Origin of the sequence: Alcaligenes parafaecalis, assembly GCF_026344135.1 — a bacterium.
GTDB classification, from domain to species: domain Bacteria; phylum Pseudomonadota; class Gammaproteobacteria; order Burkholderiales; family Burkholderiaceae_B; genus Alcaligenes; species Alcaligenes parafaecalis.
In genome coordinates this window covers 489,520-514,946 of sequence record NZ_JAPKNA010000002.1, presented here as the reverse complement: position 1 = coordinate 514,946, position 25,427 = coordinate 489,520, and the positions used below count along the sequence as shown (strand labels likewise).

Here is a 25,427-nt window from a genome sequence, read left to right as displayed (position 1 = left end):
GCCCCTAGCGGGCCTGTTCTATTTCTTGCCCATGCCCTTGACCAGCGAAAGCACCGCCAGAATCAAGAACACCACAAACAGAATTTTGGCAATGGACGCAGCACCGGCGGCAATACCGCCAAAGCCCAATACAGCAGCCACAATAGCAACAATAAAAAAGATGACGGCGTAGTAAAGCATACGATTCTCCTCATTATCAGTACGTACAGGATCAAGGCTTTGTCTGGCGGGCCGTTTTTTACGGCTCAAGAAATAGGCATCAGACAAAAAACAGGTCCCACCTCACTAACGGTCGTACTTGTCGTAGAAATCTTTTACTTCGCGCTCCGCTTCTTCGCGGGTACGGCCATAACGCTCTTGCACCAGGCCCGCCAATTGGGTGGCATCACCTTTAACCTTGGCCCAGTCGTCATCCGTAATTTCGCCCCAAACGCTGCGAGCCTTGCCAGCCAGTTGTTTCCATTTGCCTTCGATCGTGTCCTTATTCATACGTTTCCCCTTAGTCAGGTTCGAAAAATAAATGACTTACGCTTCAGTGAACGCAACAGCTCTACCGTAACGAAAGGACGGCAACGCAAAGGCCACAGATTGAGGGGAAATGTAACAAGTTAGCTTCTGCCCGGATCCGGGGAATCTCCCGCTCTGACCTGCCTGACACAGTCTGCGTCCCTGCCCGCCCCTCTGCTGCCCAGTGAAAACGAAAGGATTGGATGCAAAATACTGACAGGGCCAGCCCCAAGCCATTGACAGCAAAGCCTTTTTATCCTATTATCTTTTGCTTGGCATTTTGCGTGTCAAGATTTTTTTATGTTAGATGGCATTGCAAGGGGCAGTAATCAGCCTTTGCGCGATGCCTGTTTGACTCTTTAAGGGATTCCCTATGTACGCGGTTATAAAAACCGGCGGTAAGCAATATCGCATTACTGCTGGCCAAAAACTCAAAATAGAACAGATACCGGCAGACATTGGGCAAGAAATTTCGCTTGACCAGGTTCTGTCCGTCGGCGAAGGTGAAGCACTGCAAATCGGTGCTCCTTTCGTTGCTGGTGCTGTGGTCAAGGCTACCGTTCTTGCGCAAGGCCGTCACGACAAAATCAAGATTTTCAAAATGCGCCGTCGCAAGCACTACCGCAAAACGCAAGGCCATCGTCAAAACTACACCGAAATCCGCATCGAAGCGATCAACGCCTAAGTTGTTGCTAAAAGCGAATTTGGTATTTTCTTCATCTAGGAGCTAAAGAAATGGCACAGAAGAAAGGCGGCGGCTCTACGCGGAACGGCCGTGACTCACAGGCCAAACGTCTGGGCGTTAAAGTCTACGGCGGTCAGGTAATTTCGGCTGGCGGCATCATTGTTCGTCAGCGCGGTACTCAGTTTCACCCCGGCGTGAACGTGGGCATTGGTAAAGACCACACCCTGTTCTCCCTGGTCGATGGCAAAGTCAAATTTTCCATCACTGGTGCTCTGAACAAGCGTACTGTTTCGGTCGTTGCTGGCGAATAAGCCCCTCGATTAAAACGTAGTCGCTACGAAAAAGCCCTGCCGCCATAGGCAGGGCTTTTTTTATGTATGGCCATTGTGCCATTTGCAAACCCACACACCCGGCTTAGCCAGTCTCCCTACGGCCACAGCAAGAGATTAAAAATCGGCCACTATCACAGCACATACCGGCAGATAAGCCAATCTCCTATACACTAAGCAATTGGGGTTTTTGTTTAAAATGGTCTGCTCCCAGACCAGCAGCAAATACTGTTCTGCGGCCCCTGGACCTATACAGCACTCATCACCATGAAATTCGTAGACGAAGCGACCATTGAAGTGGTCGCAGGCAAAGGTGGAAACGGCGCTGCCAGTTTCCGCCGAGAAAAATTTATTGAAAAAGGTGGCCCCAATGGTGGCGACGGTGGACGCGGCGGCAGCATTTATGCCGAGGCCGACCGTAACGTCAACACCTTGATCGACTACCGCTACGCCCGCCTGCACCGCGCTCGCAACGGCGAAAATGGCCGTGGCTCTGACCAGTACGGCGCGGGTGGTGAGGACATCATCTTGCGCGTGCCCGTAGGCACCATGATTTTTGACGCGGAAACCGGCGAACAACTGTTTGACATGAAGCGCCACGGCGAGAAGATCACCCTGGCTCAAGGTGGCTCAGGCGGTCTGGGTAACCTGCACTTCAAATCCAGTGTGAACCGTGCCCCACGTCAATTTACCTACGGCAAGGAAGGCGAGCATCGCAAGCTGCGCCTGGAACTGAAGGTGCTGGCCGATGTGGGCCTGCTGGGTATGCCTAACGCGGGTAAATCCACGCTGATCACCCGTATTTCCAACGCCAAGCCCCGCATTGCGGACTACCCCTTCACCACCTTGCACCCCAATCTGGGTGTGGTGCGTTCGTCCGAAGCCCACAGCTTTGTGGTTGCGGATATTCCTGGTCTGATCGAAGGCGCGTCGGAAGGTGCCGGTCTGGGCCATTTGTTCCTGCGCCACCTGACCCGTACCCGTATCCTGTTGCACCTGCTGGATGTCTCCAGCCTGGACCCGGACGAGGATATCGTCACCAAAGTGGCAACAGAAGCACGCGCTATTGTTGAAGAGCTGCGTTTGTACAGCGAAGAGCTTTACGCCAAGCCCCGTTGGCTGGTTCTGAACAAGCTGGATATGGTGTCCGACCCCGAAGATCTGAAAGCCAAGCTGCTCAAAGAACTGAACTGGGAAGGCCCGGTCTTTGGCATCTCCGCACTGACAGGCGTGGGTACCCAGGATCTGGTGTACCAATTGCAGTCCTGGCTGGACGAAGAAAGCCGCAAAGAGCATATCGAGCAAGACATTGCCGATGGCACCCATATTTACGACGAGAGGTTTGCTCCAGACTGATCGTGCTACACAGGTCCAGGGCTTCGGCCCTGAGACTGAACCCCAAAATGCCCGGAAGACGCGGTTAAACCAGCCGCCCTACTCCTGGCATTTTCTCTATTTACACGCCAAGCGATGGATTTCTGAACTCGTCATGCAGCACTCTTCTCATTCTGAATCGGCCGTAGCGCAATCGCGCCGACTGGTTATTAAAGTAGGCTCTTCCCTGGTCACCAACGAAGGCAAAGGGATTGACCTGGATGCCGTGGAGCAATGGGCTACCCAGATTGCTCAACTGCATGCCCAAGGCAAGCAATTGGTGCTGGTTTCCAGCGGTGCCATTGCCGAAGGCATGGCCCGCCTGGGCTGGCCGCGCCGACCGAAGGCCATGAATGAGTTGCAGGCCGCCGCCGCCGTCGGCCAAATGGGTTTGATTCAAGCCTATGAAGTGGCCTTTGCCCGCCACGGCGTGCGCACAGCCCAGATCCTGCTGACCCACGAGGACCTGGCAGACCGCCATCGCTACCTGAATGCACGCGGCACCATCAATACCCTGCTGGACCTGGGTGTGGTGCCCATCGTGAACGAAAACGACACCGTGGTAACCGACGAAATCCGCGTTGGCGACAATGACACCCTGGGCGCCCTGGTCACCAACCTGATCGAAGCCGAGACTCTGATTATCCTGACAGACCAGGCTGGCCTGTACAGCGCCGACCCTCGCAGCAACCCTGATGCGCAGTTCATCTCGCTGGGGCAAGCAGGTGACCCGACCCTGGAAGCAATGGCAGGTGGTTCAGGCAGCAATATCGGCACCGGCGGCATGATTACCAAAATCCTGGCCGCCAAACGTGCAGCCCAAAGCGGCGGCCACACCATTATTGCCTCAGGTCGGGAAAAACAAGTCCTCTCGCGTTTGGCTGAAGGCGAACGCATTGGCACCGAACTGCGCGCCACCCTGCCCGTGCGTTCAGCCCGTCAGCGTTGGCTGGTCGACCAGTTGCGTGTGCGTGGTCGCGTATCGCTGGATGAGGGCGCAGTACGGGCGCTGGTAGATGGCCACAAGAGCCTGTTGCCCGTGGGCGTCACCCATGTGGAAGGCGAGTTTGACCGGGGCGATGTGGTTGCTTGTGTCGACAAGCACGGTGTGGAGTACGCCCGTGGCCTGATCAATTACTCCTCTGACGACACACGTCGCATCATGGGCCAGCCTAGCCACTTGATCAACGAGCTGCTCGGTAGCGAGCACGATACGGAACTGATACACCGAAACAATATGGTGTTTCCACGCAATGTCCCGGAACAAGACTAATCCTTGACCCCTACCCTGCCCGCCTGTTGAAATAGACGGATAAAACGTATCGAATTGCGACAGCAAGCGCGGTCTTGCCGCGCCTGATCGCAACACTCTCCCTCTCGGGTGATGCTCCCAAGGAACCGTATGAAGATCCTCGTGCTAGGTGCTGGAGTAGAAGGTGTAACCAGCGCTTATTATCTTGCTCGCCAAGGACATAGCGTGACGGTCGTTGACCGCATGTCTGGGCCTGCTCTGGAAACCAGTTTTGCCAACGCCGGCCAGCTCTCCTTTGGTTATGCCTGCCCGTGGGCTGCGCCGGGTATCCCGCGCAAAGCCATCAAGTGGATGTTCGACAAGCACCCTCCCCTGACGATTCGCCCGGACGGCACGCTAGCCCAAATCAAGTGGCTGCTGGCCATGTGGCGCAATTGCACGGCCGATCGCTACGCTACCAACAAAGAACGCATGGTCCGCTTGGCAGAGTACAGCCGCCATTGCATGGCCGAGCTGCGCGCCCAGACCGATATTCAGTTCGAGCACCGCTCCCAGGGCACCTTGCAGGTATTCCGCACGCAAAAGCAACTGGACGGTATTGCGGCAGACATCGAAGTGCTGAAAGAAGCCGGTGTGCCCTACGAGCTGCTGTCTGCCTCCGAACTGCACACGGTAGAACCCGCTCTACGTCATGTGGAGCACAAATTAAGCGGTGGCCTGCGTTTCCCCGAAGATGAAACCGGCGACTGCCAGATGTTCACGCGCCGCCTGACCGAGCTGGCGGAACAAGAAGGCGTGGAATTCCGCTGGAACCAGAATATTCAGCGTATCCACAGCAGCGGCAATGAAATCAGCGGCGTACAATCCTCCGACGGCTTGCTGACGGCAGATGCCTATGTTGTGGCCCTGGGCTCGTGGTCTACCGGCCTGATGAAAGATCTGCAGGCCATTCCGGTCTACCCTCTGAAAGGCTATTCAATTACCGCGACGATTGCGGACGAGTCCAGAGCGCCCCGCTCCACCTTGCTGGATGAGAGCTACAAAATCGCCCTGACCCGCTTTGACAAGCGTATTCGGGTCGGGGGTATGGCCGAGGTAGTGGGCTTTAGCAAACACCTGAATCCACGCCGTGAGCAGACCTTGCTGATGGTCTTGAACGACTTGTTCCCAGGCAGCTACCAAAGCGATGCGGACCTGCACTTCTGGACGGGTCTGCGTCCCAAGACGCCGGACAGCACCCCCATTGTGGGCCGTAGCCGTTATTCCAACCTGTTCCTGAATACCGGTCACGGAACCCTGGGCTGGACTCTGGCAACCGGTAGTGCGCAATTGCTGGCGGATCTGATCAGCAACAAGGAACCTGCCATCCGCGCAGACGACTTGTCGGTGCAACGTTATTACTAAGCCTTGGCACGTTTCAGCATGAAAGAAGGCTCTGCCCGGTTTTACTGGCAGAGCCTTTTTTATTCCCTGCTCTACTGTCGCACCGGTTCAGCCAGCAACTGGCACGTCGCGGCAAACATATAGCCCCAGTTATGGATTGACCGGATGGGCAAGACCGTCCCGCCCTGGTTGAACTTGCGCCGCATACGGCTGACCAGGACACCTAGCCGATTGATATGCAGCGCACCAGGCGGATTGGTAATGACATCCGTTTTACTGGCAACCGCGCGCATCAGTTCGTAATGGCTGGCCCGTCTGTCCTCCTCTTTCAACAAACGGACAATAAAAGCACGCTCGGTACTGGTCAGGCCAAAGGAAATACCTATAGGCGATATCAAGGTCCAGCCTTCCTGATCCAGCACCCACTCTTGCGTTAGGGAAGGCTCAGGAATCATGGGCATCTGCATCAAACGTCGCTGCAAGCTGTGCAAACTGGCGGCCAGCAACTCCAAAGAGGCATTCTTGGGGCAAAACTGGTCTCCCCCACTATGCAAGGCTTGCAGCATGGCCGAGTCTGTCGCATCAGACTGCATCAAAATCCCAATCTGGGGACACAGGATGCGCAGGCGTACCGCCGCCGAGCAGATCTCTGCCAAGGTCCCGCCCAGCCAGGCAATACATACCGAACCCGCGTAACGACCCCGCGTCTGGGCCAACTGCAATAAGGCTGTGGCATCCGGGCAGAAAATAAGGCGATAACCTCGCTCTGCCAAGGCCTGAATATTTTGTTCCAACAAGCTTCGATCAGGAATAGCACTGGCCAGGTACAGCACAACAGGACCGCCAGCAATTTCATTTGCAACCGACATAGTTGATACCTTAACTATAATGACATCTGATGACTATGTCGGACAGTATAAATCACGACCGTGATTTTTAATTAAAACCATCGTGTTTGGCTTTACATCAACAATCTGTTGTGTGAAACATTTCTCCGAACGCCTTCGCCACGCACGTCAATATCGCGGTCTTTCTCAGGCAGATTTGGCACGTCTATGCGGATTGACCCAGAGCGCCATATCCAACTATGAAAATGGCACTCGTCGGGATGCCCGTGAGATTCTGGAGTTGGCTAGAGCCTTGAATGTCAGCGCTTTGTGGTTACGCAAAGGTATTGGCAATATGGAATTCACGAAGGACAGCTACACACTGTCCGAACCCCAAGATGGTCCTCCTATTGTCTCCTGGCCCTTCCGTCTGTTTTCCGTCGATGAAGTCGTCGCTTTGGCAGATAGCGAACGGGATTTGCTCGATCGCACTTTGCGTCATTTACTGGACGGCATGAAAAAACGGTAAGCCTGCTCCCTTTCTGCCTGCAAATGCCACCTGCGTCATTGCGCAATAACGACGCCCGGCAGACAAACTGCAAACTGATCACGGCAAATCTGCGGCGACACCCATTCTACGCTCCGCCTTACCCCATCAAGTCGATTGAACCGGATCGATTTATCACATACGAAATTTTTGTTCAAAACCATCGTGCAGGACGTTCCATGAACAATCTGTAGTGTGAAACACTTCTCTGATCGCCTCCGCCACGCCCGCCTGCAACGCGGCTTTTCTCAAGCCGAACTTGCACGCCTATGCAACCTCAGCCAAAGCGCCATCTCCAACTACGAGAGCGGCACTCGGCGTGATGCGCGCGAGATTCTGGACCTGGCAAAAGCCCTTAATATCAGCGCTCAATGGCTCAAGAATGGCTTGGGCAATATGGAATTGAGTGCGGCCCACGCAGCAACACTGCAGGACTCCGGTGAAGGCCCACCCATTGTGACCTGGCCCTTCCACCGCTTTTCCGTGGACGAGATTGTGGCTTTACCGGGTAAAGAGCGTGACCATCTGGACCAAACCATCCGCCACCTGCTCAACGGCATGAAAAGAAAATAAGCCTTATACGTCCACAAGCAGCTCCAATATACCTATACTTGTCAGCACGCAGGGGTACTCGCCATTTGGCGGGTTGAGATAAACCCTCGTACCAGTACGGATAATGCCGATGCTGGGAGCGTGTGCCACAGGTGCAATGCCTGCACTGCACTTCTTCCTATATCGGCTCCACCATTTCTTTGGAGCTGCAATGACAAGCAAAACCCCTTCTTTTACGGCCACAGCGGCCAGCGTAGACCCGGCTGCGATCCAGCCTTTACCCAACTCCCGAAAAATCTACCAAACCGGCTCACGGCCTGATCTGCGTGTGCCCTTTCGGGAAATCTCCCTGGCTGATACGCCCAGCCAATTCGGCGCCGAGCCCAATCCTTCCTTGAGCGTTTATGACACCAGTGGTCCTTACACAGACCCCACGGTGCAGATCGATATTCGCAAAGGCCTGCCACCGCTACGCCAAGCCTGGGTAACCGAGCGCGGCGACACAGAGCTGATGGCAGGACTCAATAGCCAGTACGGTCAGGCACGCCAGGCCGACCCGGAACTGGACACCTTGCGCTTTGAACTGAAGCGTCAGCCTCGACGCAGCATTTCGGGTGCCAATGTTACTCAAATGCATTACGCACGGCGCGGCATCATTACGCCCGAAATGGAGTTTGTGGCGATTCGGGAAAATCTGCGTCGCGAGCAATACATTGCCAATTTACGCGCCAGCGGCCCACAAGGTGAAGAGATGGCTCGTCGCCTGACCAAGGTACACCCCGGTCAAGGTTTCGGTGCCAGCTTGCCCACTACGGTCACGCCCGAATTTGTCCGTGATGAAATTGCGCGTGGTCGAGCCATTCTGCCCGCCAATATCAACCACCCGGAAACCGAGCCCATGATTATTGGCCGAAATTTCCTGGTGAAGATCAACGCGAATATTGGCAACTCGGCCCTGGGTTCCACTATTGGCGAAGAGGTCGAGAAGATGACCTGGGCGATTCGCTGGGGTGCGGATACCATCATGGATTTGTCCACGGGCAAGAACATCCATGAGACGCGCGAGTGGATTATTCGGAACTCGCCGGTTCCGGTCGGTACGGTGCCTATTTACCAGGCGCTGGAAAAGGTAGGCGGCATTGCCGAAGACCTGACCTGGGATATTTTCCGCGACACCTTGATCGAGCAGGCGGAACAAGGTGTGGATTACTTCACGATTCACGCCGGTGTACGTTTGCCTTTTGTACCGATGACAGCCAGCCGCATGACGGGCATTGTGTCGCGTGGTGGTTCTATCATGGCCAAATGGTGTCTGGCGCATCACCGCGAAAGCTTCTTGTACGAGCATTTCGAGGATATCTGCGAAATCATGAAGCAGTACGATGTGGCTTTCTCGCTGGGCGATGGTCTGCGTCCTGGCTCGGGTTATGACGCGAATGATCAGGCGCAGTTCGCAGAGTTGCGTACTTTAGGCGAGCTGACTCAAGTGGCCTGGAAGCATGATGTTCAAGTCATGATTGAAGGCCCCGGCCATGTGCCTTTGCATCTGATTCCAGAAAATATGCAATTGCAGTTGGAGCACTGTCATGAGGCCCCTTTCTATACCTTGGGGCCTTTGGCGACGGATATTGCTCCGGGCTACGATCACATCACTTCCGGTTTGGGTGCGGCGATGATTGCTTGGCAAGGCACGGCGATGCTGTGCTATGTGACGCCCAAGGAGCATCTGGGCTTGCCGAACAAGAAGGACGTGAAGGACGGCATCATCACGTACAAGATTGCTGCCCATGCAGCGGACTTGGCCAAGGGGCATCCTTCGGCGGCGTTCCGGGACAATGCCTTGTCCAAGGCGCGCTTTGAATTCCGTTGGGATGATCAATTCAATCTGGGTCTGGACCCGGATACGGCACGCGAGTTCCATGATGAGACTTTGCCTAAAGACTCGATGAAAGTGGCGCATTTCTGCTCCATGTGTGGGCCAAAGTTCTGCAGCATGAAGATCTCGCAGGATGTACGGGACTATGCCAAGGCGAATGGTCTGGATGAGCAGTCCGCTGTGGATCAGGGGATGAAGGCTATGTCGGTGCAGTTTTTGCAGCAGGGGAGCAAGCTGTATCAGGATGCCTGATGCCTGTTTAATGGGAACGTAGTTCAAGCCTGATGCTTGCTTGCGTGCGTGCGTGCGTGCTTGCTTGCTTGCTTGCTTGCTTGCTTGCTTGCTTGCTTGCTTGTTGGCTGGCATCGGCTTTGATGGATGAAAAGCCCTAGGTGGACTGTATGTCTGCTTAGGGCTTTTCCCTTTTTGAAATGTAGGGGCTCAAGTAAAGAAGAAGTTGCGCTTGCAGGCAGAAGAGATCGTTGCAGGAGACGCCAGTTGAGCCTAGCCTCCGGGTGTCCGGGCTGAGTGTTTGCCGGTGCTGCGCACCGGTGCCCTTGTCGGAAGATAGCTACGGGCGCATCCTGAACTCGCCGGGTACTTGGTCCCCCGGACCAAGTACAAGCGTCCGGCTCAAACAGCAGGATGCTTGCACCCCTACGCTATCTCCCGACTGCGGCAAACCCTCTGAACCGCCCGGACACCCGGAGGCTAGGCTCAACTGGCTCACAATCGTTTTCTTTTGCATGACTTCAAACTGCATCCTTGAATGGCGTATGACACTTTCCTGGTCTGCGTCGAATCTCTGACCTCTGACCTATTACCTCCGACCTATCACCTCTGACCTATCACCTCTGACCTATCACCTCTGACCTATCACCTCAGTCCTTTCACCTCAGTCCTTTCACCTCAGACGTCAAACGTCAAACCTCAGATCCGAGATCCGAGACCCCAGATCTCAGACCCAGACCCAGACCCTCAATACATGATTTCTTGAATAGCCACGGTATGAGCCCTTGGGGGCGGTGGGGACCCGGAGGGGCGATTCAGAGTACTTGCCGCAGGCGGGGGCATCATCCGGGGTTCAAGCACTCTGCTGTTTGAGCGGGGCGCTTGTGGTTCGTCCGGGGGACGAACCACCCCGCGAGTTCAGAGTGCGCCCGGATGATGTCCTCGACAAGGGAACCGGTGCGCAGCACCGGCAAGTGCTCAAGCCCCTCCGGGTCCCCACCGCCCCCAAGGGCGTGTTCACTACCTGGTCCTACTCAATAATCAGCGCTAACTCCCAAGCAACGGTAACGCTCTCAACGACAACAGATAACCGCCAATTGGCAGCTCGCGGCTAACAACAGACAACAAGCAAAGAACACTGCCCTCAAACCGCGCCATTACTCCCCAATCGAACACAAAAAAAAGCCCGGCTAAAAAACCGGGCCTTTTGTCAGCACACCCGAGGGTATGCAAGCAGAGACTTACTTCTGCGGAGCGTACAGATACAACTCCACGCGGCGGTTCATGGCACGGCCTTCTGCCGTCGCATTATCACCAATAGGAGCATTCGGGCCACGGCCTTCAACCATCAAACGACCTTGCCCCACACCTTGCTGCGTCAGGTAATTGGTCACAGCGCTTGCGCGGTTAACCGACAAAGTCTGATTAGTCTGTGCCGAACCAGTGCTATCAGTATGACCAACAGACTTCGCGCGCAGCTCAGGATGCTGATTCATGGCACGTGCCACGCTATCCAGAACTGGCAGCAAAGCTGGCTTCAACTGATAACGCCCCGTATCAAAAGACACGCTGCTTGGGATATTGACCCGCAAGCTACCATCCGGCATTTCAGTGACATCCACACCCAAACCTGTTGCACCAGACTGCTGCACATCTTTCTTGATGCCAGACCAGTTATACGCCGCAATACCACCAGCCAGTGCACCGATACCTGCACCGATCATGGCTGCCTTGCTGCTATCGCCAATCAAGGCCCCAATACCAGCCCCCACAGCAGCGCCACCACCCGCACCTACTGCGGTGCGACCGCCTGTGCTCATATTGTCCATTGTGCCGCAAGCGGCCAAGAGGGAAAGAGCACCAGCACATGCTGCTAATTTTGCAGAACGAATGGAAATTGTCATTATTGGCTCCGTAATCTCAAATTAAGTACCAGGACCGCTTGAATGCCTCTAATACTAGCAAGAGGCACTGCAAGCAGGTACTTCAAAACAGACTTCACTGCCTTCTTTAACAATTCTTGATCTTGCGGGCGGCTATGCAGACCCTAGTCACTCATTGCCTGGGGGCTTAAGTCCTTGAAAGCTTAGAACAACTCGGCGCCCGAGTCAGCAACGACTTCTTTGTACTTCTTAAGATCATTGCTGACAAGCTCGCTGAATTCGGCCATGGTGCCTGGCTCTACATCCGAACCCATTGTTGCCAGCGCTTCACGGACAGCAGGATCCAGCAAGGCTTTGGCGTAAGCCGCATACAGCTTGTCCAGCACAGGCTGTGGAGTACCACCCGTGGCGAACACGCCAAACCAGGTTCCCAGATCAAATGGCTTTACACCTGCCTGTTCCATCGTCGGCACGTCGGGCAGGAAGCTGGAGCGCTCCAGAGTCGTCACAGCCAGGGCCTTGACGGTATCTGCCTTGATCAACGGGGAAGCCGAAGCCAGGTTATCGAACATGAAATGCACTTGGCCAGCCAGCAAAGCTGTCTTGGCGGGGTTGGCACCAGCGTAAGGAACGTGCACGGAATTGATCTGGGCACGGGTATTCAGCACTTCACCGGCCAGATGACCAGCACTGCCATTACCACCCGACGCAAAGTTCATCTGACCGGGGTGTTCTTTCGCATAGCTGATCAAATCCTGCACGGAAGCAATCTTGTTTTCCGCAGCAAATTCTTTGTTCACGATCAGGATGTTAGGTACCGAGGCAACCAGGGCGATAGGCGCAAAGCTCTCGACCGGATCAAAAGGCACGCTCTTGTACAACCAAGGGTTGATGGAGTTGATCGCCACCGCGCCCATCATCAAGGTGTAGCCATCCGGGGCAGCCTTGGCCACGATGCTGGCACCGATATTGCCGCCCGCGCCAGATTTGTTCTCCACCACAACCGTGCCCAGATCGCCTTTAACGCGTTCGGCCAGCAAGCGAGCCATGCTATCCAAAGGGCCGCCCGGTGGGTAAGGCACCACAAACTGAATAGGTTTGGAGGGATAAGAATCCTCTGCCATCACAGCAGGCGCAGCCACGACAGCAGCGACACCCGAGACAGCCAGCAGCCACTTACAGACACGAAACATCACTTTTTTCCTTGAAATTAAAATGCATATGGGCTGCACAAGGCAGCCCATTCAGAGCAGCCGCTAATCCTTAATGAATGATCTGGCTTAAGAACTCACGGGTTCTTTCACTGCGCGGCGAGTCAAAGAACGCATCAGGCGTATTTTGCTCGATGATTTCGCCCTGATCCATAAAAATGACCCGATCAGCCACTTTACGCGCAAAACCCATCTCGTGGGTCACGCACAGCATGGTCATGCCGGTATGAGCCAGTTCAACCATGACTTCCAGTACTTCCTTGACCATTTCCGGGTCCAGCGCCGAGGTTGGCTCATCAAACAACATGATTTTAGGCTCCATGCACAAGGAACGTGCAATGGCAACGCGCTGTTGTTGTCCACCCGAAAGCTGTCCGGGATACTTGTTGGCCTGCTCTGGGATACGAACGCGCTCCAGATACTGCATGGCCAGTTCCTGCGCCTGAGCCTTGGTCTTGCGACGCACCCACATCGGTCCCAAGGTCAGGTTTTCCATCACGGTCAAGTGCGGAAACAGGTTGAAGTGCTGAAATACCATGCCCACGTCGCGCCGAATGGCCTCGACCTGACGCACATCGTTGGTGAGCTCTTCGCCCGCCACAATAATCTGCCCCTTCTGGTGCTCTTCCAGGCGATTGATACACCGGATCAGGGTAGATTTACCCGAGCCAGAAGGCCCGCAAATAACGATGCGCTCGCCGGAGGCCACATCCAGATTGATATCGCGCAGCACATGGAACTGCCCGTACCATTTATTGACGTTCTTTAGCTGAATAATGGCGTCTGCCATGCAAAACTCCTTGTCTGGCCAGCAAGGCTAGCGGTGTCACCCAAAGCCTTGCTACCTGTGTCAGCGTTCATAACCCGTTTGCAAACGTCGCTCCAGCGAACGACTGTAGCGAGAGATGGAGTAGCAGAACACAAAATAAATCAGTGCGATGAACAGATAGGCTTCCCGGCTGAAACCGCGCCAGGCGGCATCGGCCAAGGCCACTTTGGCTGCCTGGGTCAAATCGAAGATACCGATAATAACGACCAGGGAGGTGTCCTTGAACAGGGAAATAAAGATGCCTACCAGTGGCGGAATCACGATCTTGAGGGCCTGCGGCAAGATGATCTGACGCATGGTGCGCCAGTAGCTCAAGCCCAGCGAGGCTGCTCCTTCGTACTGCCCTTTGGGAATAGCTTGCAAGCCGCCCCGCACGGTTTCCGCGATGTAGGCCGCCGCAAACAAAATGATAGCGATCTGGGCACGCAGGAGCTTGTCGATGTTAAAGCCCTCGGGCATGAACAAGGGCAGCATCACCGAGGACATGAACAGCAGGCTGATCAGCGGCACGCCACGAATCAGCTCGATGTAGACCACGCAAACAGCTTTGACAGCAGGCAAACGCGAGGTCCGGCCCAAAGCCAGCAACAGTCCCAGGGGAAAGGCGAAAGCGATACCGAAAGTAGCCAGAATCAGGGTCAGCGGCAAGCCACCCCACAAGCTGTTTTCCACGTAGCTCAGGCCCAGCACACCGCCCCACATCAGCACACCCACGACGGTCAGGCCGACCAGCCACAGCAAAGGCAACCAAGGCTTCCAGAACCAGCGTACGCAACTGCAGACAATCAGCAGAGTCAGCAGGATAGAGGCCAGCAAGGGCCGCCATTGCTCGTCATAGGGGTAGATACCGAACAGGATCAGGCGGTGCTTTTCACGAATGAAAGCCCAGCACGCACCCGCACTGGCCCGACAATCCTGCGCAGTTTGCGCATCGAAATTGGCTTTGATGAACAGCCAGTCGATCATGGCTGGCACGGTCATCAGGAGCAGCCAGGCCGACAGCGCTGTCAGAATGGCATTCAAAGGGGATGAAAACAGGTTCTGACGCAGCCAGCCCAAAGTGCCCCGCTGCAATGGCGGTGGCCCACTAATGGTGGATGTAGGCGTATGACTCATTTAGCGCTCCACCAAGGCAATACGGTTGTTGTACCAGTTCATGAAGACCGAGATAGACAGGCTGACCGTCAGATAAGCCGCCATGATGATCAAAATGCCTTCAATCGCCTGCCCAGTCTGGTTCAGAGTGGTATTCACTACAGACACAATATCCGGATAGCCAATAGCCACCGCCAGGGAGCTGTTCTTGGTCAGGTTCAGGTACTGGCTGGTCATGGGCGGCACAATCACGCGCAATGCCTGGGGCAGGACCACCAGACGCATCATGCGACCACGGGACAAGCCCAGTGCTTGTGCAGCTTCCCACTGTCCTTTACCTACAGCCTGGATACCGGAGCGCACCACTTCAGCCACGAAAGCCGAGGTATAGGTAATCAGACCGGCCAGCAGCGCTGCAAATTCAGGCGATAAGGTCAGACCACCAACAAAGTTGAAGCCTTGCAAACGCGGGACATCCAAAGCTAAAGGCCCGGGACTCAGGAGCAAAGCCAAGGCTGGCATCAACACCAGCAACAGCAGGCCAACGCGAATCGTGGGGAAAGGACGGCCCGTTTTTTCCAGACGGCGACGCGCCCAGTGTGCCATCACTACCCACAGCACCACGGCCACGCCCAGACCCATAAAGATCCAGTCCATGCCGTCGCCCTGCAAGGTAGGCAACTTCAAACCACGATTAGATAGAAATACGCCGCCTAGAGGATTCAAAGCCTGCCGGGGTCCGGGCAAGGTTTCGGTAATCAGGGCGTACCAGAAGAACAGTTGCAGCAGCAGTGGCACGTTACGCATCACTTCCACGTACAAGCCCGCCAGCCGGGAAATCAGCCAGTTCTTGGACAAGCGTGCAATGCCCAGCAAGGTGCCAAACACAGTGGCGGCAATGATGCCGATGACCGCTACTTTCAGCGTATTGACCAGACCGACCAGAATGGCCCGTCCATACGTATCCGAAGGCTTGTATTCCAGGGACGATTCGCCAATGGCGAAACCTGCCTCTCGATTCAGAAAGTCAAAACCGGTAGAAATATTGCGAACAGCCAGATTGTGCAGGGTATTGGAAACCAGATACCACACACAAAAACCGAGCACACCCAAAATCAGCACCTGGTAAATAATGCCGCGTGTGAACGGATCATTCCAGGACAAGCGCCGTTTAGGGGGGGCTGGCGCGGCAGGTGTATTTTGTGCCATAGCGTAAAACCCATGGATGCAGCACTACGCGTAGCCCTGCGAGGTGGCGCGCGTCTGGCCGAAGCCAGACGCAACAACAAACAGTGAAGATCGAAATCTTAACGCACTGGCCAGCCGTACATCACACCACCGTCACGCCATTGTGCATTCAAACCGCGATCCAGCTTCAATGCAGTCGATTTACCCAGATTACGATCAAAGCTTTCGCCGTAATTGCCGACCTGTTTAATTATGTTGTAGGCCCACTTGTTATCCAGCTTCAGACCTTTGCCCAGCTCGCCAGATACGCCCAAAATACGCTGAATATTGGGATTATCGCTCTTGGTCTTTTCATCCACGTTAGCGCTGGTAATGCCGTACTCTTCGGCTTCCAGCATGGCGTTCAGAGTCCAGCGCACCAAAGTGAACCAGTCCTCGTCACCCTGACGCACGAACGGGCCCAGAGGTTCTTTGGAGAAGTCTTCGGGCAGGATGTCGAACTCTTCAGGTGTGGCCTGGGCAGCACGCATGGCAGCCAACTGAGATTTATCGCTGGTAAAGCCGTCACAACGACCAGAGGTGAAGGAGCGCATCGCCTCTTCAGGGTTATTAATCACCACAGGGTTGAACTTGATGCCTTGACCTCGGAACCAGTCTGCCAGGTTCAGCTCGGTCGTGGTGCCGGGCTGTACGCACACAGCGGCTCCATCCAGTTCTTTGGCGCTTTTCACGCCCAGGGATTTTTTAACCATCACGCCCTGGCTGTCATAGTAGTTAATGCCAGTGCTGACCAAACCCAAGGTCGTATCGCGAGAGATCGTCGCGGTGGTGTTACGGGTCAGCACATCGACCTCACCCGATTGCAGGGCTGTAAAGCGCTGCTGGGTGGTCAAGGGCGTGACTTTGAATTTTTTGGCATCACCAAAAACAGCAGCAGCGATCGCACTGCACATGTCCACGTCAATGCCGGACCAGACGCCCTTACTGTCTGCCAGCGAGAATCCTGCAATACCGGTTGAGACACCGCACTGAACAAAGCCTTTCTTCTTCACCGAGTCCAGGGTTTCACCTGCCTGTGCATTAGCGGCCAGGGCCATCAACGCAACACTACATGCAATGGTTTTCACTAAGGTCATGGAATATCACCTCCTGTTTACTTTTGGTAAATGGATGCAGATTACAATTGCAGCTAAGCTGTGGTGTCCAATCGTAGAGCCAGTCTGTGCAATCACAAATCGGGGGTTTCCCTCTAACAGTCTGACTAATACTTTTACCTACGCCGACATTTTCATGCGGGCCCCCAGGTTTATTCCATAAGGGCTTTCCAAGCAGATTCCTCTTTAATTGTGCGTCGCGATGATCGAGTTCCAACACGTTTTCAAATCGTATGGCCGCAGTAAAAACATTCTAGCCGACATTAATTTTCGCATTGATGACGGCGAATTCATTTTTGTGTCTGGTCCCTCGGGAGCAGGGAAATCCACCCTGCTGCGTCTGATCGGCGGCCTGGAACTGCCTAGCCGTGGCTCGGTTCAGGTCAATGGGCACAGGCTGGACAAGCTCCCTGCCCGCGCACGACCGTATCTGCGCCGCGCTGTGGGCGTGGTTTTACAGGATACGCACCTGCTGCAAGACCGCAGTGCATTGGCCAATGTACTCTTGCCCCTGGCGGTCATGGGTCTGGAGCCCAGCACCGCCCAGGCACGGGCCCGCGCCGCAATGGAAAAAGTAGGCTTGCGCGGCAAAGAAGATTTAAAGCCGGTAGAGATGTCCGGTGGTGAACAACAACGACTGGCCATTGCCCGCGCCATTGTGAATCGCCCCGCTATTTTGATTGCGGACGAGCCCACCGCCAATCTGGACGCTGATAACGCCAAACGCATCATGGACGTATTGATGGATTTTAACCGGGTGGGTGTCACCACCCTGATTGCCTCCCACGATCTGAATTTGATGGCCCGCTATGCCCGTCGAACCTTACTGATTCAGGACGGCCGTTTTTCCGATCACCCCGGAGTGCTGGCATGAGAACCTGGCTGCGCCATCATCAATACGCCTTTCTGGTGGCCCTGCGCCGCCTGAAGGTGCAACCCTTCTCCTCCCTGTCCAACCTGCTGGTCATTGCCCTGACCCTGGCAGTGCCGGTTCTGGGGGCCAGTATCTTGCTGGCTGCACAGCCTGTCGTGCGCGAAATCCCAACTTCGCCCGAAATGACGGTGTTCATGAAACAGAACAGCACGCTGGAACAGGCTCAGGCCTTCAGCAAGGCGCTAGGCAAGGAATTCCAAACTGAACTGGCCCAGATCAGGCTGGTCAGCAAAGAACAAGCACTCAAACAATTACAGAGCAACCCTAGCTGGACAGACGCTTTGGGCGCCTTGCCTAGCAACCCCTTGCCGCACGCCATTGTGCTGACCCTGCATGAAACCCCGGATCTGGTGACACGTGCAGACACCCTGGCCAAAACGCTACAGGGCCGCGAAGGCGTGGATAGCGTGCTGCTGGATAGCGAATGGGTACAACGTCTGGCCGCAATTCTGAGCTTTATCCGCATTGGCTTGTGGATTTTGATGGCAGGCGTAGGCGTGGTGGTCATTGCCACCGTATTCAACACGGTCCGTCTGCAAGCCCTGAACCAGCGCGAAGAAATTGCCGTGGCCCGTCTGGTGGGCGCGACTGAAGCTTTTGTGCGCCGCCCTTTCCTGTACATGGGCGCGCTAACCGGCCTGCTTGCCAGCGCCCTGGCCTGCGCACTGGCCTTGCTGGCCCTGACACCACTGAACAAAGCCTTGTCCAGTCTGGCCCAAAGCTACGGCGTCCAACTGACGCTAAGCCTACCGGAATTTTCACTGTTACTGACAGCCGCTATTTTGGTCGCCATTTTGGGCGCACTGGCGGCTCGCTGGTCTGTTACCCGTAGTACCCAATATTGATGTCACTTCCTGAACCCTGTCCCAAACATCTGGCCGAAAAAGTGGTGGCCTGGCAAAAAACCTCCGGCCGCCACCACCTCCCCTGGCAGAACACGCAAGACCCTTACCGCGTCTGGCTTTCCGAGATCATGCTGCAACAAACTCAGGTCGCTACGGTGCTGGGTTATTACGAGCGTTTTCTGAAACGCTTCCCCACCGTCAAGGATCTGGCTGCGGCCGAGCAAGACGAAGTCATGCCCTATTGGGCTGGTTTGGGCTATTACGCCCGTGCCCGCAACTTGCACCGCTGTGCCCGTGAGGTCATGGAAAAATGGGGTGGCAGTTTTCCTGGCAATGCCTCCGATCTGGCGACTTTGCCCGGCATAGGCCGCTCCACCGCCTGTGCTATCGCCGCCTTCTGTTTTGGCGAACGCAGTCCTATCATGGATGGCAACGTGAAACGTGTGTTCACGCGCTATTTCGGGATTTACGGGCCCACGCAGAAAAAGGCCGTAGAAAACACCTTGTGGGCCAAGGCGGATGAGGTGGTAGAACTAGCCCCTGCCGACCTGGATATGGCAGCTTACACACAAGGGCTGATGGACCTGGGCTCGCAATGCTGTACGCGCAGCAAACCGACCTGTAGCCTCTGTCCGCTGCAAAGCGACTGCTATGCCCATAGCCATCAGGCACAATCCGAGCTACCCAGCCCTAAAGAGCGCCTCCGCCAGGATGAACGCTACGCGCATGTGTTGATTCTTGAGTTGAACGGTCAGGTACTGCTGGAACAGCGCCCGGATAAAGGCATCTGGGGTGGTCTGCTGACCTTGCCTCAATTCGAGGATGCCATGAGCCTGCACACCGCGGCACTGCATTGGTCCAATGAAGAGGCGCTTGCTCTGGCCTCCTTCCAGCACGTGTTCTCGCACTTCAAACTGCACATCACGCCTTGGCTGTTGCAAGTAGACGAATCCATCCTGGCCGAGCCGGTAGCAGGCCAGCAATGGCAGGATCATGAAGCACTGGAGCAGACCGCTTTACCAGCGCCCATCCGCAAGCTGCTGCTGGGTTTGTACCAGAGCAAAGATAGTGAACAGTTGATATTGGGCTAAGAGTCGCTCCCCCGGCGATGCTGGGGGAGATTGAATCAGGTCGGCCGCGCTGGCTTATCGTTGCTGATGCTCATCAGCATCCCGCAGGCCACACCCAGGGTCATCAAGGCCGTACCGCCATAGCTCAGGAAGGGCAAAGGCACACCCACCACGGGCAGAATCCCTGTCACCATGCCTATGTTCACGAACACATAAACAAACAGCATCATGGACATGGAACCGGCCAACAGACGGCTGAACTGTGTGTGAGCCACGGCGGCAATGGACAAGCCGCGCAGAATCAGCAAGGCATAGAGCACCAGCAGCATGATGCCGCCATACAAACCGAACTCTTCAGCAAATACGGCAAAAATGAAGTCAGTCGTACGCTCTGGAACAAAGTCCAGATGGGACTGCGTGCCCATCATGTAACCCTTGCCGTACACACCGCCCGAGCCAATCGCAATCATGGACTGGATAGTGTGAAAGCCTCTGCCCAGACGGTCACTACCGGGGTTAAGCAATGTGCAGACCCGGTGTTTTTGATAGTCGTGCAGCACTACCCAATCCAGGTCGGGTACGCAGATATAATCTTCGTAATACAGCAAGGCACTGATGCCCAGCACCAGCACCACCACAATCGGCACGATCAGCTTGAAGGACAGGCCTGCAAAGTAAATCACGCAGAAACCCGCCGCAAACACCAGCAAAGCAGTACCCAAGTCAGGCTGACGCACGATCAGCAGGAACGGAATCATCAGCAAGATGCCTGCCACCATGAAGTCCAGCAGGCTCATCTTGGGCCGCTGGTAACGGTGGAAATACCAGGCCAGCATCAAAGGCACCGAGATCTTGAGCATTTCAGAGGGCTGAATACGGGCCACGCCCAGGTCTAGCCAACGCGTTGCACCCTTGCTGGTTTCGCCAAAGAACTCTACCCCCAGAAGCAGCACAACCCCGATTGAATACACCACCGGGGCCAGCTTCATCCACAAGGCAGGGGGAATCAGGGCGGCCACCCACATCACGCCAAAGGCCAGCAGGAAATTACGAACCTGGTCTGCAAAACGCCAGTCCGTACCGCCCACGGCCGAATGCATGACGGTCATACCCAGCGCGGCCATCAAGACCAGCAACAACAGCAAGGGCCAATCAAAGGCAGTGACGGCTCTCAGGCCCAGTTGCAAAAGTCGCTTCATTGCATCTGCCCTCGTTCCACCAACCAGTAATCAAAAACCTTGCGCACAATGGGTGCCGCAACCGAACCGCCCCAACCCGCATTTTCTACAATCAAGGCGACTGCGATTTTGGGGTTCTCTGCCGGAGCGTAGGACATGAACAAAGCGTGGTCGCGCAAACGCTCGTCAATAGCGTTGGCGTTGTACTTGGCGCCGCGCAAGCTAAAGACCTGTGCCGTCCCCGTCTTGCCAGCCGCCTGATAAGCCGCACCCGCAAAGGCGCGACGGGCCGTACCCAGGCGCACCACATCCACCAGAGCGCGTTTGACCACATCCACATTAGCCTGCTTCAAGGGAATCAGCTTGGCATCAATACGCACAGGCTGTTCAATCTCCGGGTCATGTGGGTTCAAGGTCTGGGTGACCAGGTGTGGAGGCCGCACAATGCCATTGCTAGCCAGCACGGCAGTCGCATGCGCCAGTTGCAGCACAGTAAAGGAGTTATAGCCCTGCCCCACCGCCACCGAGATACTTTCTCCGGCATACCAGCGCTGTTGGGCCGGCTTTTTGTAGGCCTGACGTTTCCATTCAGTAGAAGGCAGAATGCCTTGGCGCTCGCCATCCAGGTCAATACCCGTCTGCTGGCCAAAGCCAAACTGCTTCATGAAGTCGTGCAGATTATCAACGCCGATTTCCGGGCCCAAGGAATAGAAGTAGGTATCCGAAGAAACCACCAAGGCACGGTGCATGTCGGTAGAGCCGTAGACCGCGCCACCTGCGTTACGGAAACGCTGGCCACCAAATTCAAAATAGCCGGGATCGGAAATGCGGTCCGTTGCCTTGCGCTTGCCGGTTTCCAGAGCCGCCAAGGCCACAAAGGGCTTGTAGGTCGAGCCGATAGGATACGTGCCGTACAGCGGGCGGTTAATCAGCGGATGATCAGGCGAGTCGTTCAGCTTGCGCCAGTTTTCTACATCAATCCCGTCGATAAACAGGTTCGGGTCAAAAGACGGGGCCGACACAAAAGCCAGCACTTCGCCTGTGCTGGGCTCAATCGCCACCAAGGCACCGCGTCGCCCTGTGAACATGGCTTCGGCCATTTTCTGCAAGCCAATATCCAGAGACAGACGCAAGCTGGCACCGGGCACCGGGTCTACGCGGCTAAGTGTACGTACAGGACGGCCCGAGGCAGCCACTTCTACTTCCTCGATACCCGTACGGCCATGCAGCGTTTTTTCCCAGGTTTTTTCAATTCCTTTCTTACCGATAACCTGCGTGCCACGGTAATTACCAGTTTGCCCGGTTTCTTCCAGCCTTTGCTGGTCGCCCTCGGAAATACGGCCTACATAACCCAGCACGTGTGCAGCGGCCTCGCCTTGGGGGTACTCACGCACCCAACGGGCTTGCAGAGTCACACCGGGGAATTTGAAGGCATGGGCAGAAAACCAGGCGGCTTCATCATCGCTCAGGTTATTGCGCAGCAGGATTTCGGAGTAGCGGCTATTTTGAGCGACGTTCTGCTTGAATCGACGCCGATCGCGTGGACTGAGCTCCACCAGCTCGCCAACACGATCCAGCATATCGTCCAGAGGTTCACCCAGACTGGCTGGCACGGCGGACAAGGTGTAGTCCCGGTAATTACGGGCCAGAACCTCGCCATTACGGTCCAGAATCTCGCCACGACGGGGGGTAATCGGGATGACGGCAATACGGTTCTGATCGGCGCGGGCCGCAAAGCCTTCGTAGCGCACCACCTGCAAATACCACAGGCGCACGCCCAACACCCCTAGCAAGACGCAGGCCAGAACCGCCGCTACCAGGGCGCGGAAAAGAATGCGCTGGCGCAACTGATGCGAGGTTTTTTTGAATTCAAACATGGCCGCCCTACCAATCAGGACGAACCGGAGTCGGACTCGTCCAGACGTCGCTGCGGCAAAAACAGCACACTATCGGCCAGGGGCCACAAAGCGGCTGTCAACAAAGTGCCACCAGCCCACTCCCAGCCAGACCACTCACCCACCAGCCAGGCATGCAGGACCCGTACGATCAACTGTGCCAGCAACATGACAACCGCCATGTGCAGGAAGTGGGTCCACATGCCAAAGTTCAGAATTCGTTTGCGCAATACCAAAGCGCCATACACGACCAGGATATAAGCCAGAGCGTGTTCGCCCAACAGGCTGCCATCGTGTACATCGATCAAAATACCCAGTACGAACGCCAGGGACATGGGCACCCGGCGCGGCTCGTGCACGGCCCAGAAGGCCAACACCAGCATCAACAGATCGGGGGCAAAAGGTAAAAGCCGCCACGGCAGCATGGAGCTTAGCCACATCAGCAGAATCGAGCCCCACACCAGCCAAGGGCTGGAGGCCCGAGAGAAAGGGCTGCTATCAATGGGCTGCAAGCTACCCAGAGACGAGGTCCGAGTTTTGCGGCCAGAGGTATCCGAGGACTCAGCGCGTCGCATCATTGCCCTCGTCCTGTTCCAGGGAGCGTTCGCTCTCGGGCACCAGCAAAATCAGAAAATGGCGGTAACGCTCCGGGTGCGACAAGGGCGTGACCATGGCCAGGGCAAAGCCCGAGGCATCATCGCGCTCAATACTGCTGACCGTACCAACCGGCAAACCCGCCGGGAACAAACCGCCAATACCACTGGTGATCAGGGTATCGTCGGGCTCCAGGTCCACATCACTTGTCAGGAAACGCACTTCCACCTTGCCACCGGGATTGCCCCCAAAGGCAATCAGGCGCAGGCCATTACGCAGCACCTGTACCGGGACCGAGACTTTATCGTCGGTAATCAGCGCGGCTTCGGAGGTAAAGCGTGTAACCCGCACCACCTGACCCACTACCCCGCCTTCATCAATCACCGGCATGCCGGGACGAATGCCACTGGCCGAGCCTTTATTGAAAATCAGGTGACGAGCGTAACCATTGGGAGGTTCATACAGGACTTCCACTGCAACAGAAGGTTGGGTGACGGTATCGGCCACTTGCAGCAAACGGCGTAATTGCTCGTTTTCTGCAGAAAGCTGGGCGGCATGGGTAGAGAGCTGAGCCAGCTCGATACGCTGGCGTTGCAAGGCTTCTTTTTCAGACCGTGCGGTCGAGGCCGCATCTGTCCAGCTACTGAAGTAAGTAACCAGATCGCGCGGGGCCAGCATGACACGCTGAAAGGGATATAGCACGGCAGCGACGGCTTGGCGCACGGGTTCGAGCACCGCGTAACGAGCATCCGTGATCAACAAGCCCACGGCCAGCACCAAAAGAGCGGCCAGACGCAGCTCGGGAGATGAGCCACGTCTAAATAGCCGGATGGAGCCTTGTTCTCGCATTAATCAAGCACTCGGTCGCTTGTCCCCACAAGCAATACATTGCCGTGGGGGCCAAGCAAAGATCAATCGTAAATAAATACGGACTCCAGACGCTCCAGATGCTCCAGAGCCTCACCGCAACCCCGTACCACGCAGGTCAGAGGATCTTCAGCTACCACCACGGGCAAGCCAGTCTCTTCTTGCAAAAGACGGTCCAGATCGTGAACCAGAGCCCCCCCCCCCGTCAGGACAATACCCTTGTCGGTAATATCCGCGCCCAATTCAGGAGGCGTTTGTTCCAGGGCAGTTTTAACGGCAGAGACGATCTGATTCAAAGGATCGGTCAACGATTCCAGAATCTCGTTGGACGAAACGGTGAAACTGCGTGGCACCCCTTCGGACAAATTGCGACCCTTGACTTCAATTTCGCGAATTTCAGTACCGGGGAATGCAGAACCGATCTCTTTTTTGATCAATTCAGCCGTGGGTTCACCAATTAGCATTCCGTAATTGCGACGGATGTAATTAATAATGGCTTCGTCAAACTTATCGCCACCGACGCGAACCGATCCTTTATAGACCATACCGCCCAAAGAGATCACTGCCACTTCGGTCGTGCCACCACCAATATCGACCACCATGGAACCGCTGGCATCGGACACGGCCAGGCCTGCACCGATTGCAGCCGCCATGGGCTCTTCAATCAGGTAGACCTTGCTGGCGCCAGCGCCCAGAGCAGATTCTTTGATGGCACGGCGTTCCACCTGGGTGGAGCCACAAGGCACGCACACGATAATGCGTGGGCTGGGAGCAAACATGCTGCGTGGGTGAACCATGCGGATGAACTGCTTGAGCATTTGCTCGGTAACAGTAAAGTCCGCGATCACACCATCCTTCATGGGCCGGATGGCTTCAATATTGCCAGGCACCCGACCCAGCATTTGCTTGGCCTCCTGCCCAACGGCCTGAATGATTTTTTTACCATTAGGTCCACCTTCATGGCGGATGGCTACAACGGACGGTTCATCCAGTACGATACCCTTGCCGCGTACATAGATAAGGGTATTGGCCGTACCGAGGTCGATTGCCATATCGCTGGAAAAGTAACTGCGTAGGAATCCGAACATGGGCGCGCAAAGTGTAAAGTGTTTGGGGGAAAA

25 protein-coding genes are annotated in these 25,427 nt (G+C 55.6%); 11 read left to right on the top strand and 14 right to left on the bottom strand.

The genetic code is table 11. From position 1 onward, the window contains the following. Positions 1 to 18: 18 nt before the first annotated feature. Positions 19 to 180: a DUF1328 domain-containing protein gene (locus tag OSH09_RS09265; protein ID WP_009460570.1), complete on the bottom strand. Its 162-nt coding sequence runs from the start codon at positions 178 to 180 to the stop codon at positions 19 to 21. A 105-nt stretch (positions 181 to 285) separates the two neighbouring features. After that, on the bottom strand, positions 286 to 489 hold the full coding sequence (locus OSH09_RS09260; RefSeq protein ID WP_207872220.1) for a CsbD family protein: 204 nt from the start codon (positions 487 to 489) through the stop codon (positions 286 to 288). Between the two features lie 391 nt (positions 490 to 880). Here OSH09_RS09260 and rplU point away from each other — a divergent pair, with 391 nt between their 5' ends. The 5 genes from rplU (at position 881) to OSH09_RS09235 (ending at position 5,551) form a co-directional block, all read left to right on the top strand. Next, complete coding sequence (rplU, locus tag OSH09_RS09255) at positions 881 to 1,192, top strand: 50S ribosomal protein L21 (protein ID WP_003801901.1); 312 nt, start codon at positions 881 to 883, stop codon at positions 1,190 to 1,192. Positions 1,193 to 1,242: 50 nt separating this feature from the next. After that, entirely contained in the window at positions 1,243 to 1,503 is a 261-nt protein-coding gene (rpmA, locus tag OSH09_RS09250; RefSeq protein WP_009460566.1) for a 50S ribosomal protein L27, read from the top strand. 285 nt (positions 1,504 to 1,788) lie between these two features. Then, entirely contained in the window at positions 1,789 to 2,877 is a 1,089-nt protein-coding gene (gene obgE / locus OSH09_RS09245) for a GTPase ObgE (RefSeq protein ID WP_266120815.1), read from the top strand. Between the two features lie 133 nt (positions 2,878 to 3,010). Further along, positions 3,011 to 4,168, top strand: coding sequence for a glutamate 5-kinase (proB, locus tag OSH09_RS09240; RefSeq protein WP_266120814.1), 1,158 nt, complete (start codon positions 3,011 to 3,013; stop codon positions 4,166 to 4,168). A gap of 129 nt (positions 4,169 to 4,297) precedes the next feature. Then, the gene (locus OSH09_RS09235) at positions 4,298 to 5,551 is read left to right on the top strand and encodes a D-amino acid dehydrogenase (RefSeq protein ID WP_266120813.1); all 1,254 of its coding nucleotides are present in this window, start codon (positions 4,298 to 4,300) and stop codon (positions 5,549 to 5,551) included. A gap of 71 nt (positions 5,552 to 5,622) precedes the next feature. Here OSH09_RS09235 and OSH09_RS09230 read toward each other — a convergent pair whose 3' ends face one another. Continuing rightward, on the bottom strand, positions 5,623 to 6,399 hold the full coding sequence (locus tag OSH09_RS09230) for a response regulator transcription factor (protein WP_266120812.1): 777 nt from the start codon (positions 6,397 to 6,399) through the stop codon (positions 5,623 to 5,625). A 112-nt stretch (positions 6,400 to 6,511) separates the two neighbouring features. Here OSH09_RS09230 and OSH09_RS09225 point away from each other — a divergent pair, with 112 nt between their 5' ends. From OSH09_RS09225 to thiC, 3 genes are all read left to right on the top strand, one after another. After that, positions 6,512 to 6,886 carry a helix-turn-helix domain-containing protein gene (locus OSH09_RS09225; protein WP_266120811.1) on the top strand — a complete coding sequence of 125 codons (375 nt, stop codon included), beginning with the start codon at positions 6,512 to 6,514 and terminating at the stop codon, positions 6,884 to 6,886. Positions 6,887 to 7,099: 213 nt separating this feature from the next. After that, positions 7,100 to 7,477, top strand: coding sequence for a helix-turn-helix domain-containing protein (locus OSH09_RS09220; protein ID WP_266120810.1), 378 nt, complete (start codon positions 7,100 to 7,102; stop codon positions 7,475 to 7,477). Between the two features lie 190 nt (positions 7,478 to 7,667). Next, entirely contained in the window at positions 7,668 to 9,584 is a 1,917-nt protein-coding gene (gene thiC, locus OSH09_RS09215) for a phosphomethylpyrimidine synthase ThiC (RefSeq protein ID WP_207872227.1), read from the top strand. A gap of 1,220 nt (positions 9,585 to 10,804) precedes the next feature. On the opposite strand, the gene OSH09_RS09210 is transcribed toward thiC, so the two are convergent. From OSH09_RS09210 to OSH09_RS09185, 6 genes are all read right to left on the bottom strand, one after another. After that, entirely contained in the window at positions 10,805 to 11,383 is a 579-nt protein-coding gene (locus OSH09_RS09210) for an OmpA family protein (protein WP_266120961.1), read from the bottom strand. A 266-nt stretch (positions 11,384 to 11,649) separates the two neighbouring features. Further along, a complete protein-coding gene (locus OSH09_RS09205; protein ID WP_207872228.1) occupies positions 11,650 to 12,639 on the bottom strand; it encodes a Bug family tripartite tricarboxylate transporter substrate binding protein in 990 nt (329 codons plus the stop codon). Between the two features lie 70 nt (positions 12,640 to 12,709). Beyond that, positions 12,710 to 13,447 (bottom strand): amino acid ABC transporter ATP-binding protein, encoded by a 738-nt coding sequence (locus OSH09_RS09200; RefSeq protein ID WP_207872229.1) that lies wholly within the window; start codon positions 13,445 to 13,447, stop codon positions 12,710 to 12,712. Between the two features lie 60 nt (positions 13,448 to 13,507). Continuing rightward, a complete protein-coding gene (locus OSH09_RS09195; RefSeq protein ID WP_207872230.1) occupies positions 13,508 to 14,602 on the bottom strand; it encodes an amino acid ABC transporter permease in 1,095 nt (364 codons plus the stop codon). Further along, a complete protein-coding gene (locus OSH09_RS09190; RefSeq protein WP_266120809.1) occupies positions 14,603 to 15,790 on the bottom strand; it encodes an amino acid ABC transporter permease in 1,188 nt (395 codons plus the stop codon). It lies immediately after the preceding gene. Positions 15,791 to 15,888: 98 nt separating this feature from the next. Next, the gene (locus OSH09_RS09185) at positions 15,889 to 16,905 is read right to left on the bottom strand and encodes an amino acid ABC transporter substrate-binding protein (protein ID WP_222668833.1); all 1,017 of its coding nucleotides are present in this window, start codon (positions 16,903 to 16,905) and stop codon (positions 15,889 to 15,891) included. Positions 16,906 to 17,125: 220 nt separating this feature from the next. Between OSH09_RS09185 and OSH09_RS09180 the strand changes: the two genes are divergently transcribed. Genes OSH09_RS09180 through mutY form a run of 3 tightly spaced genes read left to right on the top strand, consistent with a single transcriptional unit; the run spans position 17,126 to position 19,793 of the window. Then, complete coding sequence (locus OSH09_RS09180; protein WP_009460544.1) at positions 17,126 to 17,797, top strand: cell division ATP-binding protein FtsE; 672 nt, start codon at positions 17,126 to 17,128, stop codon at positions 17,795 to 17,797. Next, positions 17,794 to 18,702: a cell division protein FtsX gene (locus OSH09_RS09175; RefSeq protein ID WP_207872233.1), complete on the top strand. Its 909-nt coding sequence runs from the start codon at positions 17,794 to 17,796 to the stop codon at positions 18,700 to 18,702. Before OSH09_RS09180 ends, OSH09_RS09175 begins: the two co-directional genes overlap by 4 nt. After that, entirely contained in the window at positions 18,702 to 19,793 is a 1,092-nt protein-coding gene (gene mutY / locus OSH09_RS09170) for an A/G-specific adenine glycosylase (RefSeq protein ID WP_266120808.1), read from the top strand. Before OSH09_RS09175 ends, mutY begins: the two co-directional genes overlap by 1 nt. Before the next feature lie 35 nt (positions 19,794 to 19,828). Here mutY and rodA read toward each other — a convergent pair whose 3' ends face one another. From rodA to OSH09_RS09145, 5 genes are all read right to left on the bottom strand, one after another. Continuing rightward, a complete protein-coding gene (gene rodA, locus OSH09_RS09165; RefSeq protein WP_207872235.1) occupies positions 19,829 to 20,971 on the bottom strand; it encodes a rod shape-determining protein RodA in 1,143 nt (380 codons plus the stop codon). Further along, a complete protein-coding gene (gene mrdA / locus OSH09_RS09160) occupies positions 20,968 to 22,827 on the bottom strand; it encodes a penicillin-binding protein 2 (RefSeq protein WP_207872236.1) in 1,860 nt (619 codons plus the stop codon). The genes rodA and mrdA overlap by 4 nt, the downstream gene beginning before the upstream one ends. Before the next feature lie 14 nt (positions 22,828 to 22,841). Beyond that, positions 22,842 to 23,423 (bottom strand): rod shape-determining protein MreD, encoded by a 582-nt coding sequence (gene mreD, locus OSH09_RS09155; protein WP_266120807.1) that lies wholly within the window; start codon positions 23,421 to 23,423, stop codon positions 22,842 to 22,844. Next, positions 23,407 to 24,288, bottom strand: coding sequence for a rod shape-determining protein MreC (mreC, locus tag OSH09_RS09150; protein WP_266120806.1), 882 nt, complete (start codon positions 24,286 to 24,288; stop codon positions 23,407 to 23,409). The genes mreD and mreC overlap by 17 nt, the downstream gene beginning before the upstream one ends. 62 nt (positions 24,289 to 24,350) lie before the next feature. Next, the gene (locus OSH09_RS09145) at positions 24,351 to 25,394 is read right to left on the bottom strand and encodes a rod shape-determining protein (RefSeq protein ID WP_003801946.1); all 1,044 of its coding nucleotides are present in this window, start codon (positions 25,392 to 25,394) and stop codon (positions 24,351 to 24,353) included. Between the last annotated feature and the right edge of the window lie 33 nt (positions 25,395 to 25,427).